The organism is Streptomyces sp. CBMA152 (genome assembly GCF_014596475.1).
GTDB lineage: Bacteria > Actinomycetota > Actinomycetes > Streptomycetales > Streptomycetaceae > Streptomyces.
This window is the reverse complement of the sequence record NZ_MECJ01000018.1, coordinates 20,137-36,593: the sequence shown is the minus strand read 5'-3', so window position 1 is coordinate 36,593 and position 16,457 is coordinate 20,137. Positions and strand designations below refer to the sequence as shown.

Here is a 16,457-nt window from a genome sequence, read left to right as displayed (position 1 = left end):
CGTCATGTACCGGCCCCTGCCCGTCTGACGTGCATTTCCCTGTTTGATTCGGTCAACTCGTCTTGGGCGGAACCGTCCAGGAGAGCCACGCCCGGATCGCCTCCGCCGTTGTGGCCACGTGCTCGTCGAGGATGGAGTGGTGGTCACCGGGCACCTCGCCGGCACGCAGGTGCAGGGTCGGGACGGTCGGCTCCTCCTGCCGGTCCAGGAAGATACGTGCGTACGCACCCATCGCCGCGAGACCGGGTTCGTCGAGCCGGAGCGCGCTGCGGACCGCCAGTCCAGTCAGCCGTTCCTCGTCCTGGACCGGGTGGGTGTCCACCAGCACCACGGCCTCGGCACCCACGCGTTCCGCGACGGCCTGGGCAACCAGGCCGCCGGTGGAGCGGCCCAGCAGCACCACCGGTCGGCCGAGTCGCCCGATCGAGGCCGCGTGGGTCCTCACGAGGGCTTCCACGTCCTCCGGCACGGGGCCGCCGTCGTACCCCGGGTGCGGGAGCAGCCACATCTGCGGCAGATGCCGGGCGAGCAGACGGTACTCTCCCGGGGGTGAGGCGAAGGCGGGGAAGCAGACGATCGCCGGGCCTTCGCCGTCACTGAGCCTCTGTGGGGCGACCGACGGGAGCGTCGCCGCGGACGGGAGCGCGTACGAGGCGGAGACGAGCAGGTGCATGGCCTCCTGATGCCGGCCCAGCTCACACAGCCTGTGGTACAGGAACCCGAGCGATCCGGGTGCCGGCGGCGGACGCAACTGCTCGGCGAGTGCCCTGGGCGTGGGGGACTCGAAGACCATGGTCGCGGGGAGCCGCAGGCCGGTCCGTCCCTCCAGCCGGTTGCGCAGCTCGATCGAGGTCAGCGAGTCGAAGCCGAGGTCGAGGATCGGGGTGTCCGGATCCACCTCCGGGTAGCTCAGCACCGCGGCGACCTCGGCGCACACCATCTCCAACAGGCCGGTCGGCACGCTCGGTTCCCCCATGCGCTGTGGTTCCGGCACGCGCCGGGCTTTCGGCCGGGGCGGGGCGTCGAACGCGATCGGCACCAGGACCGGCTCCGCGACGCCCAGTGCCGCCTCCAGAAGTGCCACGCCCTCCGCGGGGGTGAGAGGCACCAGGCCAGGAGCGGTGGTCCGGTCGGCCATCATCCCGACCGTCCACGGGCCCCAGGCCAGGGAGAGCCCGGGGAGTCCCAGCCGTCGCCGGTGGCGGGCGAGCTCGTCCAGGTAGCAGTTGGCCGCCGCGTAGTTGGCCTGCCCGGCGTGACCGAGCACACCGGATGCCGAGGAGAACAGCACGAACGCGTCCAGGTCCCGATGCGCGGTCAGCTCGTGTAGATGCCAGGCCGCTTCCGCTTTCGGCCGCCAGACCGTCTCCAGACGCTCGGGGGTCATCGACGTCAGGACCCCGTCGTCGAGCACCCCGGCGGTGTGCACGACGGCCCGCAGGTCCTCGATCGAGTCGACCAGTGCGGCCAGCGCCTCCCGGTCGGTGACGTCCAGGCGGGTCTCACCGCTGCGACTGGCGACGACGACGCGCACGCCCTTGCCCCGCAGGTGGTCGGCGAGCGCCTGGCCGAGTGCGCCGCCGCCGGTGACCAGAACGGTGCCGCGCCAGGTGAAGGCGCCACCGCCCGCCACGGGGGCCAGGTCGGCGCGCTCGGCGACGGTCTCCGGTCCCCCGTCGCCGAGTTCGGCCAGGGTGTACCTGCCAGGGTGCTCCGTCTGCGCGACCCGGACCAGGCCGGCGACCGCCGCTCCGGCCAGATCTCCCGGCCGCACCAGGACGGTCAGGTGCTCGTGGTCGGCCTGCAACTCCCGCAGGGCGAGCGCCAAGGCATCGAGCGGGTCGCCCGGCAGCACCTCGTGGACAACACCGTGCGACGGCCCCGGAGCCCGGTGCCACTGCGGGCGGAACAGCGTGCCCCGGCCGGTCCCGGTCGCCCGCACGGTGAGTGATTCCACGTGCGCCACCAGTCGGCCCGCGTGGTCGGTGGCGGTGACCTGCCCTTCACGGATGCGGACGCGCAGCCCGCTGGCGCCCCGCGCCAGCAGGTGGACGCCACGGAGGACGAAAGGGACTCCGTCGGCAAGCGTCCGGGCCGGGTGCAGCGCGGCGTCGAACAGGGCGGGGTGCAGGGCGTACCGCCCCGCGTCCGGGAACTCCCCGCGTACCTCGCCGAAGAGTTCGTCGCCGCGGCGCCACATCCGGCACAGCCCGCGGAACGCGGGCCCGTACTCGGCGTGGTCGACCTCGACCTCCTCGGCGTCCGGCGGGGGCCACGCGCCGAGGTCCGGCTGCGGCACCGCGGCCCGGACGAGTCGGCCACTCGCGCAGACCGAGCCGTTCGCGTGCACCTCGAACGGGCGCGCACCGTCGGCCTCGGGGCGGACGACGACCTCGGCGCGCCGCGTCTGCGGCAGAGGCATCACGGTGTGCAGGACCAGCTCGTCGACGGTGCCGTATCCGGCCCGCTCCCCCGCGTACAGGACCAGCTCCAGGATCGCCGTGGCGGGCACGATGGCCGTTCCTTCGACGACGTGGTCGAGCAGCCAGACGGGGCTGAGATCGGCGGTGCACACCACCTCGCCGGAACCGGGCACGACGAGGGTCGACTCGATCAGCGGGTGCTCGGAGGCACGGTCGAGCCAGTAGCGACGGCGCTGGAAGGCCCGGGTGCCGCGCAGGCGGGTCGCCGCCTGCTCGGGGTCGGTGGTGGAGATGACGCCGTCGGCGAGCGCGGCCAGCGTGGTGCCCGGGCCGAGTTCGACCAGGGTGGCGCCGTCGACCATGGCCACGTGGTCGGCGAAGCGGACCGTCTCACGCACGTGCCGCACCCAGTAGTCCGGATCGTCCGGGCGCGCGCCGATGACCGGGATGTGCGGCGGACAGTAGGTAAGACTCCTTGCCACCTGGGCGAACTCGTCCAGCATGGGGTCCATCAGCGGGGAGTGGAAGGCGTGGCTGACGGTGAGCCGGGTGGCCTGCTCGAAACCGGCGGCGATGGCCAGGACCTCCTGCTCCGCGCCGGACACCACCACCGAACGCGGGCCGTTGACTGCCGCGACGGCGGTGCGCGGAGTGAGGCGGATCTCGCTCTCGGCGGCCCGGAGGGCCACCATGGCGCCGCCGGGCGGCAGTTCGCGCATCAGCCGTCCGCGGGCGGTGACCAGCCGCGCCGCGTCCGGCAGGGAGAGGACTCCCGCCACGTGGGCGGCCGCGATCTGCCCGGCGGAGTGCCCGATCAGCGCGTCCGGGCGGTATCCCCAGGACTCCAACAGGCGGAACAGTGCAACCTCGTAGGCGAACAGGGCCGCCTGGGCGATGTCGGTGCGGTGCACCAGTTCGGTGTCGATCGCCTCCCGCAGCGCCGGATCCAGATGGGCGCACGCCTCTTCGAACGCCGCGGCGAACACCGGATGCCTGGCGGCCAGGTCCCGTCCCATCCCGGGCCGCTGCGCCCCCTGCCCCGGGAACAGGTACGCCACCCGCAGCTGCTCGTACTCCTCGACGATCACATGCGCGTTGGTCCCTGAGATCCCGAACGCGGAAATTCCCGCACGGCGCGGGTGGTTCCGCGCCGGCCAGGGCGTGGGCTCGGTGACCACGCGGACCGCACCGGCGGACCCGTCGACCTCGGGGATGGGCTCGTCGACGTGCAGGGTGGCCGGTACCGTGCGGTGGCGCATCGCCATCACGCTCTTGATCACGCCCGCGACCCCGGCCGCCGCCTGGGTGTGCCCGAGGTTGGACTTGACCGTGCCGACCAGCAGCGGAGCCGGACGGTCCTGGCCGTAGGTGGCGAGCAGTGCGGCCGCCTCGACGGGGTCGCCGAGCGCGGTGCCGGTTCCGTGAGCCTCGACCACGTCCACGTCGGCGGCGGTGAGCCCGGCATCGGCCAGCGCCTGCTGGATCACCGCGGCCTGGGCGGGGCCGCTGGGCGCCGTGAGGCCGTTGGACGCCCCGTCCTGGTTGACCGCCGAGCCGCGCAGCAGGGCCAGGATCGGGTGACCGTTGCGTACCGCGTCGTCGACCCGCTCAAGGAGCAGCAGCCCTACGCCCTCCGACCAGACGGTGCCGTCGGCGGCCGCGGAGAACGGCTTCACCCGTCCGTCGGGGGCGAGACCGCGTTGCCGGCTGAACACGACGAAGCTGTCCGGCGTGGCCATCACCGCGGCGCCTCCCGCCAGCGCCAGGTCGCACTGGCCGCTCCGCAGCGAGTCCGCCGCGACGTGCAGGGTGACCAGGGACGAGGAACACGCGGTGTCCAGGGTGATTGCCGGCCCGTGCAGGCCCAGACTGTAGGCGATCCGCCCGGAGGCCACGCTTCCCGCCGCGCCCAGGGCGATCTGCGGCAGGAGCTCGTGCTCGGTACCCCGGAAGCGACTGGCGTAGTCGTCGTACATCAGGCCGACGAACACGCCGGTGTTGCTGCCCCGCAGTGACTCGGGCGCGATGCCCGCCCGCTCGACGGCCTCCCAGGCCGTTTCCAGCAGCAGGCGTTGCTGCGGGTCGGTGGCCAGCGCCTCGCGTGGTGACATACGGAAGAACGCCGCGTCGAAGTCGGCCGCGTCGGCGAGGAAGCCCCCGCGGGTCACGTAGCTGGTGCCGACATGGTCGGGGTCGGGATGGAACAGCTCGTCCAAGGGCCAGCCCCGATCCGTGGGGAAACCCGTGATGGTGTCCTGGCCGGCGGCGACCACACGCCAGAGGTCCTCGGGGCCGGTGATCCCGCCTGGGTAGCGGCAGGCCATGCCGACGATCGCGATCGGTTCGGTGGCCTTGCGGGCGGGCGGCGGCGGACCGGCGACGCCGCCGGTCAGGTAGTCGGCCATCGCCTCGGGCGTGGGGTGGTCGAACACCACGGACGTCGGGAGGGCGAGACCCAGCTCCGCGCCCAGCCGGTCGCGCAGGCGCACGGTGGCGATGGAGTCGAGCCCGGCTTCGGCGAACGGCTGGTCCGCGTTCGGCTCCCCGCCGGTGATCCCCGCCGTCTCACGGCGGACCAGATCGAGCAGATACTGGAACCGAAGCCGACGCCGGGCGGGCTTGCCCGAGGAGGTCTGCGGAATCCGGCTGACCGGGCGGACCGCCTCCGGCACCCGGTGGGGCGGCAGGTGCCGACGGCAGAAGGCCAGGACCGCCGCCGGATCCGCGTCGCCGACGACGTAGGCGACCGGCACCTCACCGAGCAACTCGTCGGGCTCCCCCGCCACGGCCACGTCCCGGACGTCCGGGCAGGGGGCCAGCACCTGCTCGATCTCGGCCGGGTGGATGTTCTCGCCGCCCCGGATGACGATCTCGCTGGCCCGCCCCGTCACCACCAAGCGGCCGTTCTCCTCCCGGCCGAGGTCCCCGGTGGCGTGCCACTCGTCGGCGCCGGGCAGCCTCAGCTGGATCTCGCCGTCCACGAAGCGAGTCTCGATCCCCGGCAGGACGACGCCGTCGACGGCGATCTTCCCCGAGGTCTCCGTGCTGCCGTAGCCGTCGTGCAGGTCGCGGTCGAAGGTGCGGCGAAACCGGTCGCGCAGCTCCTGCGGCAGCGGGGCCCCGGCCGACAGGCAGCGCGCCGGCAACGGAACGCCGGCGTCCAGGAGTTGGGCAAAGACCGTCGGCACGCCGCCCAGTGCCGTGAACGGCTGACGGCGCAACAGCTCCGCAGCCCTCTCCGGTGTGAAGCGGTCCATCACATAGGCGCTCGAACCCAGCGCCAACACGCCGACCACGCACATCGAGTGGCCGAACGCATGGAACAGCGGCAGCGGCCACAGCAGGTGGTCGTCGCCGGACATGCCCAGCAGCCCCCGATAGGCGTGGTCGGCCGACCGCATCCAGGAGGACTGCGCCGACAGCACGCCCTTCGGGTCCCCGCTGGTCCCGGACGTGTAGTGGAGCCACGCGGGAGCGTCCGGGTCGAGGTCGTCACGGGGCGGCACCGAGGTGGGCGTGAACAGCTCGTCGACGGTCACCACCCGGACCCCGGCCACCCGCCGGACCTGCGTGTGGTGTTCGCGGTCGGTGACCACCAAGTCCGCGCCGCTGTCCGCCAGGCGGAACCGGAGGTCGTCGTCCCCGAGGCGCGTGTCGAGCGGAACGCCGACGGCGGCGGCACGGCTGACGCCGAGGGTGGCGCTGATCGCGGGCACCCCGCTGGACAGGTACAGCGCCACCCTGCTGTCCCGCTCGACGCGGAGGTTGCCGGCCACCCACGCGGTGCGGCGAGCGAGATCGCCGTAGCTCACCGCCGCGTCGGCATCGGCAAAGGCGATCTTCTCGGTGAGATCCGTCGCGTGACGAAGGATCAACTCATGCACCTTGCACTCCTGCGGTCCGCGACAGCGTGAACGGGTTCTCGCAACCTCACTCGGCCCGCTCGGGTTCGTCAAGTCCGGTCGGCCTCCGCGCAGAACGTGGTCGCACGGGCCATCAGGTCGTTCACCACAGTGCGCGCGACCTCGACAAAGAGCCCCGGGGGCGCGGGCTCGGCCCACTGCGCGACGGTGGTGACGAAGGCGAGGACGCCGATCTCGGCGGCCAGTCGGGCCGCGGTCTCCTCGATTCCGCTCGCCACCAGCGCGTCGGTGACGACGGAGCCGAATTCGGCGCGCTTCAGCAGTCCGCGTTCCTGCAGTTCGCTGTGGGCGGCCACGATCGCGAGCCGCTGCACCACGAGATCGTGACGGTCCGCGATATCGCCCACGGCGACGCGTGCCGCGCATGACGGACCTCGGTCGCGGGCCGGACCTCGGGTACGCACCCCGTCCACCGCACAGACATCATGTCCGCCACCAGCCCCGAGAAGTTCTTCAGCGTCCTCGCGGCCACCGACGGCGTCCTCGTCGAGGTCCAGCGCTTCCCCTCCGGCGACACCCGCGGATCCAAGGTCGCCCTCGAAGGCGACACCAACGCCGCAGGCGAGCCTGTCTGATACTCCGGCTCCAAGCTCGTCTCCGACCTGCCCCTCCCCCAGATCCGCGACCGCCTCAACGCCAGCGACCAGCCCGCCCAGACAGGGCGGCAAGACCGGCTCGATCCGTGGCATCAGCCGAGCGCAGCCGCCGAACGCATCCCGACCGCCTCGACCAGGGCGACGACGCAGCCGCCCAGGCCCACTTGGCCGCCTTCGGCGAAGCCCTCGACGTCCTGCCTCTCCTCGCGCCCAAGGAGATCCGGCCCCAGCTTCGCCAAGCCGCAGTCGCCTTCGAACGCCTCACCCAGCAGTCCACTCCGGCCGACCGAGCACGAGCCGCCTGATACCGGACGGCCCCGGGCACCCGAACGGACCTCGCGGCCCAGCGTCAGCCGCTTCCTGCGCAGCGGCCAGGCTCGGCACGGGGACACGCCAGTCGCTGACCGCCGAGCACTGCGCGTCGCCCAGGGCAAGCGGTCGGCTTTGCCGGAGCCGCCTCGCCCTTGGGCTGGCATGGGTACCGTTCTGGGGGAGACGCCTGAACGGACGGAGGCACTATGCCCTGCCGAACGCTTAAGCAGATACGGTCCATCAACAGGTCGGGGGCGAGCTGATGCTGGAAGAAGCCGAGGAGATCGGCCGCCGGGCTCGTCGCGCCCGCCTGCGCCTGGGCATGCCGCAGGCCGACCTTGCCGCCGCCCTGGGCAAATCGCAGGGCTGGGTCTCCAAGATGGAACGCGGCCTCATCGAACTGGACCGGGTCGGCGTACTGAACCTGCTGGCGGCCGAACTCCACGTACACCCCAACGACCTGATCGGTCGCCCCTACACCAGCTCTCCCGACGAGAACCAGTGGCAGGTCGCCGCGTCCTCGATCCTGCGGGAGCTCCGCCGCTACGACCTGACGCCTGTCTTCGACGGCACCCCGCGCCCGGCGGCGAGGCTGTGGCGGGAGATGACTCGCCTGCACCGGCTGCGGGATGCCGCCGCGAACGTGGCCATCATGTGCGTCCTGCCGGACCTGCTCCGTGAATCGCGCGCCCTTGCCGAGGTGGCTACCGGTCATGAGCGGGAGGAGGCGTACGCCATTTACGCGGTGTGCTGCAAGTTCGCACACACCGCCGCCCACTCTCTGGGCCATCCCGAGCTGGTCGCCATGGCCTGCGAGCGGGCAGCCTGGTCCGCACGGCTGTCCGGCGACCCCGTCCTGCCGGCGGTCGCCGACTGGATGCGGGTCTGGGACATGTGGGCGAGCGCGGACTGGGAGGACGCCATCACCTTGTCCGACAAGGCCATCAGCACCGTTCAGCAGGGCTACGAGCGGGGCGAACCCTTGGCGGTACGGGCGTGGGGCGCGCTCCAGCTCCGAGCCGCCGTCTCTGCCGCGCGAGGCGGCCGGTCGTCGGAGACCGAGGACCGCATCGGTCTCGCCAAGACGGCGGCCGACCGCATGGGCGAGTACACCGGCGCCCCGGTGTACGACCGGCACTCGCTGACGTTCTCCCCCGGCAACGTCCAGATCCATGCCATCAGCGTGGCTCTGGAGATGGGCCAGGAGCGCAAGGCGCTGTCGATAAACCACCGCACCAGCCCGGAGCTGGTCGCCTCACTGCCCAACTCCCGCCAAGGGCATCACCACATGGATCTCGCGCGCGCATGGCTGTGGGACGGGAACCGCGACAAGGCGCTGGGCGAGCTGGAGAAGGCGGAACGGATCGCACCCCAGCTCATCCGCAACCACCCCATCGCCCGCTCCACCCTGCGCGGCATCGTCTATGCCGAACGGACGTCTACGCGAGAGAAGTTGCGGCGCATGTCCGACCGCTTCCACCTGGACGGATAAGGGTCGTATTCCTCTGATTCATATTCGCCCCCTGGCCCCTCCCTAACTTCAGGGGCATGAGCGGACGACCAACTCCCCATCTGCCTTCGCAGGGGGCCGAGTTAGGCACGGCGGCCCCCTTCTGCCCCCAGCTCGGCGACCTCGTCGCCGACACCGCCAAGGACGGCCGCGTCGGCGTCGTCGTCACCCTCCCCGGTGAAGGCGCCGCGACCTACCACCTGCGCCCGCCGGGCGGCGGTGCGGAATGGTCCGCGCCGGCCGACGCCAGCACGTTGAAGCCGGTCCCTGCCAAGGTGACCCACGCGACCTTGCTCGTCACCGACGCGGTCTACGACCGGCGCGCCAAGCAAGTTTCGCTGGCCGTCCTCGTGCATTACGAGGACGGCGGCAGCAGCGAGGCCGCGCTGATCCTCACGCCGTCCGACATGGAGCAGCTGCACGCCCGCACCGGGCGCATCCTCGCCGACCACGAGTGGTTGCCGGGAAGGGCGCCGTGATGCCGCACGGGCGGCACCGCGTCCCCGGCCTCGGGCGGGTCGCCCCGGCCCGTTGCGACTCCGGCGGCATCGCCCTGACCGTCCTGGCCGTGCTCGGCCTCGCCGGACCCGCTTGGACCCTGCGCGACCAGGCCACCAATCTTCTCTCCGTCGACCGGCCCACAGCCATATCCGTGCCGGACACCGCCGAGCCGGAAACGTAGACGGCTCGCCAGGACCACAGACGTCCTGCCGGTTGCCCGAACTGCTTCCGGTACCGGCCGCCTGGAGGCGCCGGTACCGGAAGCTCTCCGCCTGCCCGCCCGGCGTCGAACCTCGCCCTGGAGGCACTCTCGTGTACGCGATCGGCATGTGCGTCGATGCCCACTACCTGTTGCCCGCCCTGGTCACGCTCGGATCGCTCGCGGACCACCTGCCGGTGGCCGACCGTCGTGAGGGCGCTGTGCGGGTGCTGACCAACGGCCTGTCTCCGGGACAGGCCGTCGTGATGGAGTCCTTCGCCCGCCGCTGCGGATTCGGCTCCTTCGACCTGCGCTGGCAGGCCCCGCCGCCCGAGAGCGTCATGGCGGACACCGCCTACATCTCGGTCGCCACCTACCTCCGGTTCGGGTTCACCTCGGGTTTCCTCGACCGGCCGTTCCTGATCTACATGGATGCCGACGTGCACGTACGCGGCAATGTCTTGGCACCCCTGAACGCACTGCCGACGGACCGGATCGGCGTGGTGCAGGACGAGTTCAATCCGGCCGTCGGGCAGTGCCCGGCCCTGCCGGGGGTCGCCGAGCGCTGGCCACACCTGGTCGGGCGCCCGTACTTCAACGCCGGGATGCTGTGGGTCCCCGCGCCAATGCTCCTCCCCATGCGGGCGGGGGTACAGCGGGCGCTGATCGGCGGGCGGCGACACATCAAGCACAACGACCAGTGCGCCCTGAACCTGTGGCTGCTGTCCTCCGGCGCCGCCCACCCCGTCGGGCCGGCCTTCAACCGGTTCGAGGTGGACCGGTTCCTCGAACGCGGGGACTGGGTCCGACGGGTCCTGCGCCGCCCGGCCACCCACCACTACGGGCACGTCGTGCACTTCGTCGGAGACCAGAAACCGTGGATCCGCTCATGTCCCGGCACGGAGGACGTGCGGGTCTACCGGCGGCAGATGCGCCGCACGCTCGCACACCTGGGCCGGGCGGGGATCCGGTGACCGGTGACACGGTCCTGGCGGTGGAGCGGGCCTGCACGCAACTGGCCGGGGCGCCTCCGGCCGAGACGGCCCACATCCGCAGCGCGCCGAAGACGACTGTCTTCCGAGTCCTGCTCACCGACAACCGCCGGGTGGTAGTGAAGCTGTTCGCGGCCGGCGCCTCCCACGGAGCGGCCGACGAGGCCCGCCTCTTGGCGGCCGTCGCCGAGTCCCGGCGGGTGCGGGTGCCCGCCGTGATCGGGCACGGCCCCGTCCCCGGACTTACCGTCTCCGCCCTGATCACCGCCGACGCCGGGACGAAGACACTGGGCGACGCCCTTCGGGTCGGGCAGATACCGCGTCCGGCAGCCCTTCTGCGGCTCGCCTTATTGATGGCCGCCTTCCACTCCATCCCGACCCCAGCCGGGACCTCGCAAACTGCCGGGATCGATCGACAAGTCACTGATCTATCCGCCCACTGCCCCAAGCAAGTCTTCACCCGGCTCGCGCCCGCTCTGGAGGTCATCGCGGCCGGGGCCCGCCGGGAACGCCTGGTGTGGTGCCACGGAGACCTCCACCTGGAGAACGTGATCTGCGGAGGGGACCGACAGCCCATCACCACCTCCGATGGCGAGCCCCACCTGCCGGAGTACGTCGTGGACTTCGAGGCCACGACCGTGGAGGTCCCCGAATACGACCTCGCCCAGACCCTCGTGACCTGCGACGCCCTGGAACCGTCCGACCGCGTGTTCATGGCCGCCGCCTACGGAAGGCCCGTCGACACCCGTCTCCTGGACGCCTACGTGGCCTTTCAGGCCGCACGCGGCTGGACCTACGCCGCCCAACGAGAGGGCCGCGACCGTGACATGTGGTCAGCCCGCCTCCACCAAGCCGTACCCCCTCCAACTGGAGAAAGGACCCCGCTGTGACCGACCTCGATCCCGACCTGTCGGTGATCATCCCCGCCTACAACGAAGCCGACTACCTTCCCCGCTGCCTGCCCACCGTCTTCACGTCCCTGCGCTTCTGGGAAGCAGCCTCCGGCCAGCGCGGAGAAGTAATCGTCGTGGACAACGCCTCCACCGACGACACCGCCGCCGTCGCGAAGGTCCTGGGCGCCCGCGTGGTGACGGAGCCGGTCCGGAGCATCGGTCTGGTCCGCAACACCGGAGCCCGGGCTGCCGAAGGCCGGATGTTGTTCTTCGCGGACGCCGACGTGGCCCTGCCGCTGGAGGCAATCACGGCCGCTGTCGCCTCGATGGAAGACGGGGCCGTCGGCGGAGCGATCCCGCCGCTCTACACCCCCGCCCGGCTCGGTGCCCGTCTGCTATGTGCCTACTGGGACCACCACCGCTCCCGGAACGGAGGCGCACAAGGGGTCACCCAGTTCTGCACCCTCGACGCCTTCAAGGCTGTACACGGGTACCGACCGGACTACTTCATGGGCGAGGACATGGAGTTCTTCGCCCGCCTGACGGCCCACGGCCGCACGGCCGGCCCGGTCGCGGTCCTGGAGGACTTACGGGTGCGTCCCTCCACGCGCCGCTACGACACCTGGTCCACAGCCCGGATGGTGTGGTGGCAGAACCCGCTGATCGTCCGGCTCGGCCTTACCTCTCGGCGCCTGTGGCGCAACTGGTACACCACCACCGTCCGATGATCGGAGACCCTGAGGTGACTCGCCTTCCCCTGCCGGACGCCGACGGCATCTACACCTTCCCCACCGACCTCATCGCCGCCCACCGGGAGTGGATGGACTCCCTGAGCGAGGTGAAGGAGATCAAGACGCTGACCGCGCCGCTGACCCTCTCGCCGTACCGGGTCGAGCAGCGCAAGCCGTCCGGACGGCCGGTCGTGGTCATCGAACCCCATCACGACGACTTCATCCTGTCCGCCTCCGGGTACTTCCTCGCCCACCCCCGCCCGCTGACCGTCGTCACCGCCTTCACCCGCTCCCGCAGCGTCCACCCCTCCCACGAAAGCACCTACAGCAGCGTCGAGGCGGTCTCCGACCTCCGTGACCGCGAGGCCGCCCAATCCTTATTACCCCTCGGAGCCGCCCGAGTAGGGCTCGGGTTCAAGGACGCCGAGAAGCCCTACCGGTCTCCCCGGCCCACACAGGTGGACCAGATCACCACCAAGCTCGCCGAAGTGCTGGATGGGATGGATGAGGCCGAGCTGATCGCCCCGGCCGCCGTCACCCGCCACCCCGACCACCTCGCCGTCCACGAAGCTGCCCGCCGCCTGGGCTGTCGCTGGTTCTGGGAGGACGTCGCGTTCTGGTCGACCTACGCGCTGTCCGGCTGCGACCGACAACTGTTCCGGGAGCGAGCCGGGGACGATCTCATGCCGGAGGTGAAGGACATCACCGGCACCGTCCTGGACAAGGTGACCCTGCTGCACATGCACGGCTCCCAAATGCACCCGGCGCGGATGTACCGGCCGATCCGGCACGCGCACACCGTGGCCGCCGACATGCTGCCGGACGCCGACAGCCGGACGCCGAGTCAGTACGCGGAGCGGTTCTACCGGCTCGGGGGGACACGATGATCCTCGGTCTGGAAGGGCCCTCCTATGGGGGCAAGACCTCAGCGCTGGGGCAACTGCGCTGGGTGCCAGCGATGCAGGGCGCGATGATCTTCCCCTGCTACGTGAAGTCGTTCACTCGCCGCGAGGACATCCCCACCCCCTCCACTCAGTCGGCAGATGAGCAGGTGGAGGCGTTCATGAGGTTCATGGAGATCGAGGCGAACCGCGTTCACGGAGCCCGCCAGCGCGGCGGACTGATCGTCCTGGATCGCACCGTCGACACCCTTCTGGCCCATGCCCACGCTATGGACGAGCTGTACGGCTTCGGGGTCCTGCCCGAGCTCCGGCGCCGAGTACAGGAGCTGCCTCACCTGCGTCCGGACCACACCCTGTACCTGGACGTGGCGCCCGAGTTGCTGCACCTGCGGCGCAAAGCGGCCGGGCACCACGAGCTGGAGCCGGAGTACTTCCTCCACGACCCCGCCTTCCTCAGCCACTTCCGGGACTACTTCTGCCACGCCGCCCACAGGCCCGTAGCCAGGGAGATGGCCGTGGCCGACGGCGACGGCGACCGCCAGGAGACCGCCGCCGTCGTCCAGGCTCTCTTCACCTACTGGGCGGGCCGGTGATGGGGCCGACGGTGGTGTTCGCCTGGCGACGGACCCCGCCGCCACTGCTGATCGGCGGTGCCGAGGTCTCCCAGCAGTTGCTCGCGGAGGAATTCGCCCGCGCCGAATGGCAGGTGATCTACCTCGGCAGTCACGAGGCCCCATGGGACGGGTCGCCGCAGATCGGGCACCTCCGTACCCATCTCCAAGCCCACGGCACCGAGTGGGAGGAAGCCAACGGGGAGATCCGCTACACGTGGAATGGGGTCCGTTGCCGGGCCGTGCTCCAGGACCGGGTGGAGAAAGCCCTGCGTGAAGTCCTGGGCGCAGTGCGAGCAGAGCTGGTGGTGACCTCACAGGAGGGGGCGGCCGACATCGCCGCACTTGCCCGCCGGTCCTCGCGGGCTGCCGGATGGCTGCACTCGGTCTCGGCCAACAGCCTGGACGTCCTCCACGGCGAGCCGCACGTCGCCCTCGCCACGTCGAAGTTCGTCGCCGAACGTGCGGAGCCCCAGGCACATACGAAGCCGGTCGTCTTCTACCCGCCCTTCACGCCGGCCGGCGGCGACGAGGACCTCCTCACCGCGGGCCACAGCAGGTCCGGTCATCTGCCCGGTGGCGTGTTGATGGTCAACCCCATCCCTGCCAAGGGGGCGGCCCTCCTGCACCAGCTGATCTACCGGCTCCCCGGTCGGCAGTTCACCCTCGTGGAGGGATGGTGGGACACCGCCCGCGAGTTCACCGGGTACCCCAACGTCCAGTGGGTGCCCCGTACCTACGCCATGGGGCCGATCTACGCCGCGAACGACCTGCTGCTCGTACCCTCCCAGGTCGAGGACGCCTTTCCCCGAGTGATCGTGGAGGCCGGGCTCCACCGCGTTCCCACGGTCGGCTCGTCCCGGGGCGGCATCCCCGAGGCGATCGGGGACGGCGGGGTGACCCTGCACCCGGAAGACGTAGATGCCTGGGTGCAGGCAATCGAGTCTGTCGACCGGACCGACCTCGGTGCAAAGGCCCGCACGCGGGCCATGCCGCTGATCCGGCCATGCCTACCCGAGCTGGCTGCCACTGGGCTGATCCCCACGGCAGCCACCGGCTAGCGGGCCGCGAAGGCGGCCTGGACCTCGTCGGCTCGGTCGGTCCACCAGTGCAGCAGTGCCTCGTCCGCCAAGAACATCTCACCGAACGCGGGGTCCTGGCGGTCGAGGTAGAACTCCAGCTGCCAGAAGTCGGTCAGCCGCTTCCACCACAGCCGCTTCACGGCATCGGCAAGGTCTTCCTTCGACAAGTCGATCACAGACCGGTAGCCGGAGCAGAAGGCGGCGACACGGTCGAGGTCGAAGACGCCACCGACCCCGAACTGCACCTGCGCGGTCCGCGCCACCTCCTCCCCGTATGGACGGATTCCGAGCCGGTCCCAGTCCAGGACGGCAACGACCCGGCCGTCCTGGCGCAGCAGGTTGCGGTACTGGAAGTCACCGTGCGTCCAGCCGTAGGGCCCAGCCGACACCTCGCCCTCCGGCCGGGCAACGGTGTACCGGGCGAGGAGGGCACGCCGGTCGTGCAGGGCTTCGATGGCTGCCTTGTCGAAGTCGGTCACCGGCTCAGCGGGCAGTCGGACCAGGAGCACGGCGGCTGCTTGGTCGGCCTCGGCCACGTCGCGGACCTTCGCTGCCGGTGCCGACTCCGGGAGTGGGCCGGGGCCGTGCCGCCGCAGGCCCTCGTGTAGGCGGGCCAGGAGAGCGCCGAGATCGCGGGCCTGGTCGAGCGAGAGGTCCGTTCCTTGAACGTGCTCACCGTCCACCCAGGGCAGAACGCAGTAGCCGTGGCCGCCTACCTCCACCACAAGGTCCCCGCCATCAGCGGGCAGCGGCGCCGGGACCGGAATCCCGTCACGAGCCAAGTCCGCCAAGAGCGCAAGGTTCCTGCGGACCTTCGGCAGAGGGACGTCGGCGATCTCCTTCACCGCGTACGTCCCGGCAGCCGTCTCCAGCCGCCAGTTCCGATTCATCAGGCCATGTGCGAGGAACTGCCGGTCGCGGACCTCGCCTAGCCCGAACGAGCGGGACAGGGCCGAGAGGGCCGCCAGCAGATCGTCTTCTCGGGTCGTATCCGTCACCCCCAGCACGGTACGCCGACACCACATCCCCCACTGGAATTCGTCACCCAAGAAAAGGTGATCGCGTCGTCGGCTTCCTGCTGCTGCACCTTGGGCAAGGGATCCCCCTGCCCAGTCAGCTCCCCCAGGTCCGACAGTCCATGCGGGGAACGCAGATGCCTTGACTTCACCCTTGGGGCTCCTTCGTCTTTTGACGGAACCTTGAGATCGCCAGGGGTAGGCTCGTCTGATCAACGATCTGACGGAGGCGGAAGCATGTCGTTTGATCAGGATTGGGCGGCGTTGAAAGCGAAGGCCCAGATGCGGCTGGACAGCGTGCCCAGCCCGGATCCCCGGGGGTCGTCGCCCGATGGCGCGGATTTGATCCTCAAGTACGACGACATGGGGAAGATCGGACACGCCGCGTTCCTACTGCACCAGCACCTGTCGAGTGCCGGGAAACACGCGCAGCCAGGCACGGAAGCCGCCGCGAAGAGCCTGGGGAGCGACGGGTTCGCCACGGGCACCGCACTGGCCAAGGCTGGTGAGGGCTGGCAAGGGCAACTTCAGGTGCTGCTCGATGCCTGCGCCCAGATCTCCAACCATCTCGACTACTCGGTGAAGTCGTCAGACCAGGATGACCACGCCATCGCCGCGCAGATACGGGTCGCAACGATCTCCGAGTACCTGCACGTACCGGCAACCGCCGCAGGTCCAGACACGCCCCACGTTCCGAAGGCGGACGGTCCCATCATGTGACGGCCGGTCAGTGTATGCGGAGCAGAGGGATTCCGAAGCGAGCCGG

15 protein-coding genes are annotated in these 16,457 nt (G+C 70.9%); 12 read left to right on the top strand and 3 right to left on the bottom strand.

Annotation, left to right across the window (positions count from 1 at the left end):
- Positions 1–52 precede the first annotated feature (52 nt).
- Together BG418_RS17485 and BG418_RS39940 are read right to left on the bottom strand one after the other, a co-directional pair.
- Positions 53–6,298 (bottom strand): type I polyketide synthase, encoded by a 6,246-nt coding sequence (locus BG418_RS17485; protein WP_223184998.1) that lies wholly within the window; start codon positions 6,296–6,298, stop codon positions 53–55.
- A 77-nt stretch (positions 6,299–6,375) separates the two neighbouring features.
- Positions 6,376–6,660: a hypothetical protein gene (locus tag BG418_RS39940; protein WP_223184997.1), complete on the bottom strand. Its 285-nt coding sequence runs from the start codon at positions 6,658–6,660 to the stop codon at positions 6,376–6,378.
- Between the two features lie 111 nt (positions 6,661–6,771).
- On the opposite strand from BG418_RS39940, the gene BG418_RS41215 reads away from it, so the two are divergent.
- From BG418_RS41215 to BG418_RS17430, 11 genes are all read left to right on the top strand, one after another.
- Positions 6,772–6,921, top strand: a complete 150-nt coding sequence (locus BG418_RS41215; RefSeq protein WP_188274835.1) for a hypothetical protein — start codon at positions 6,772–6,774, stop codon at positions 6,919–6,921.
- Positions 6,922–7,028: 107 nt separating this feature from the next.
- The gene (locus BG418_RS41210) at positions 7,029–7,247 is read left to right on the top strand and encodes a hypothetical protein (RefSeq protein WP_188274834.1); all 219 of its coding nucleotides are present in this window, start codon (positions 7,029–7,031) and stop codon (positions 7,245–7,247) included.
- Between the two features lie 269 nt (positions 7,248–7,516).
- The gene (locus BG418_RS17470) at positions 7,517–8,746 is read left to right on the top strand and encodes a helix-turn-helix domain-containing protein (protein WP_188274833.1); all 1,230 of its coding nucleotides are present in this window, start codon (positions 7,517–7,519) and stop codon (positions 8,744–8,746) included.
- A gap of 56 nt (positions 8,747–8,802) precedes the next feature.
- Entirely contained in the window at positions 8,803–9,243 is a 441-nt protein-coding gene (locus BG418_RS39930; RefSeq protein ID WP_223184996.1) for a hypothetical protein, read from the top strand.
- Positions 9,243–9,446, top strand: a complete 204-nt coding sequence (locus BG418_RS17460; RefSeq protein ID WP_188274832.1) for a hypothetical protein — start codon at positions 9,243–9,245, stop codon at positions 9,444–9,446. Before BG418_RS39930 ends, BG418_RS17460 begins: the two co-directional genes overlap by 1 nt.
- A gap of 131 nt (positions 9,447–9,577) precedes the next feature.
- Positions 9,578–10,438, top strand: a complete 861-nt coding sequence (locus tag BG418_RS17455) for a glycosyltransferase (RefSeq protein WP_188274831.1) — start codon at positions 9,578–9,580, stop codon at positions 10,436–10,438.
- Positions 10,435–11,346 (top strand): phosphotransferase, encoded by a 912-nt coding sequence (locus tag BG418_RS17450; RefSeq protein ID WP_188274830.1) that lies wholly within the window; start codon positions 10,435–10,437, stop codon positions 11,344–11,346. The genes BG418_RS17455 and BG418_RS17450 overlap by 4 nt, the downstream gene beginning before the upstream one ends.
- A complete protein-coding gene (locus BG418_RS17445) occupies positions 11,343–12,077 on the top strand; it encodes a glycosyltransferase (RefSeq protein ID WP_188274829.1) in 735 nt (244 codons plus the stop codon). The genes BG418_RS17450 and BG418_RS17445 overlap by 4 nt, the downstream gene beginning before the upstream one ends.
- 14 nt (positions 12,078–12,091) lie before the next feature.
- Positions 12,092–12,967 carry a PIG-L family deacetylase gene (locus BG418_RS17440; RefSeq protein WP_317453683.1) on the top strand — a complete coding sequence of 292 codons (876 nt, stop codon included), beginning with the start codon at positions 12,092–12,094 and terminating at the stop codon, positions 12,965–12,967.
- A complete protein-coding gene (locus tag BG418_RS17435; protein WP_188274827.1) occupies positions 12,964–13,575 on the top strand; it encodes a hypothetical protein in 612 nt (203 codons plus the stop codon). Before BG418_RS17440 ends, BG418_RS17435 begins: the two co-directional genes overlap by 4 nt.
- Positions 13,575–14,654 carry a glycosyltransferase gene (locus BG418_RS17430; RefSeq protein ID WP_188274826.1) on the top strand — a complete coding sequence of 360 codons (1,080 nt, stop codon included), beginning with the start codon at positions 13,575–13,577 and terminating at the stop codon, positions 14,652–14,654. Before BG418_RS17435 ends, BG418_RS17430 begins: the two co-directional genes overlap by 1 nt.
- On the opposite strand, the gene BG418_RS17425 is transcribed toward BG418_RS17430, so the two are convergent.
- On the bottom strand, positions 14,651–15,673 hold the full coding sequence (locus tag BG418_RS17425; RefSeq protein WP_317453682.1) for a phosphotransferase: 1,023 nt from the start codon (positions 15,671–15,673) through the stop codon (positions 14,651–14,653). The genes BG418_RS17430 and BG418_RS17425 overlap by 4 nt on opposite strands.
- Before the next feature lie 255 nt (positions 15,674–15,928).
- On the opposite strand from BG418_RS17425, the gene BG418_RS17420 reads away from it, so the two are divergent.
- The gene (locus tag BG418_RS17420) at positions 15,929–16,411 is read left to right on the top strand and encodes a hypothetical protein (protein WP_188274825.1); all 483 of its coding nucleotides are present in this window, start codon (positions 15,929–15,931) and stop codon (positions 16,409–16,411) included.
- Positions 16,412–16,457 lie beyond the last annotated feature (46 nt).

Excerpts from the sequence above, each read along its gene's own strand:
- BG418_RS41215 (WP_188274835.1), top strand. The coding sequence starts at position 6,772 with ATGTCCGCCACCAGCCCCGAGAAGTTCTTCAGCGTCCTCGCGGCCACC.
- BG418_RS17470 (WP_188274833.1), top strand. The coding sequence starts at position 7,517 with ATGCTGGAAGAAGCCGAGGAGATCGGCCGCCGGGCTCGTCGCGCCCGC.
- BG418_RS39930 (WP_223184996.1), top strand. The coding sequence starts at position 8,803 with ATGAGCGGACGACCAACTCCCCATCTGCCTTCGCAGGGGGCCGAGTTA.
- BG418_RS17460 (WP_188274832.1), top strand. The coding sequence starts at position 9,243 with ATGCCGCACGGGCGGCACCGCGTCCCCGGCCTCGGGCGGGTCGCCCCG.
- BG418_RS17435 (WP_188274827.1), top strand. The coding sequence starts at position 12,964 with ATGATCCTCGGTCTGGAAGGGCCCTCCTATGGGGGCAAGACCTCAGCG.
- BG418_RS17430 (WP_188274826.1), top strand. The coding sequence starts at position 13,575 with ATGGGGCCGACGGTGGTGTTCGCCTGGCGACGGACCCCGCCGCCACTG.
- BG418_RS17420 (WP_188274825.1), top strand. The coding sequence starts at position 15,929 with ATGTCGTTTGATCAGGATTGGGCGGCGTTGAAAGCGAAGGCCCAGATG.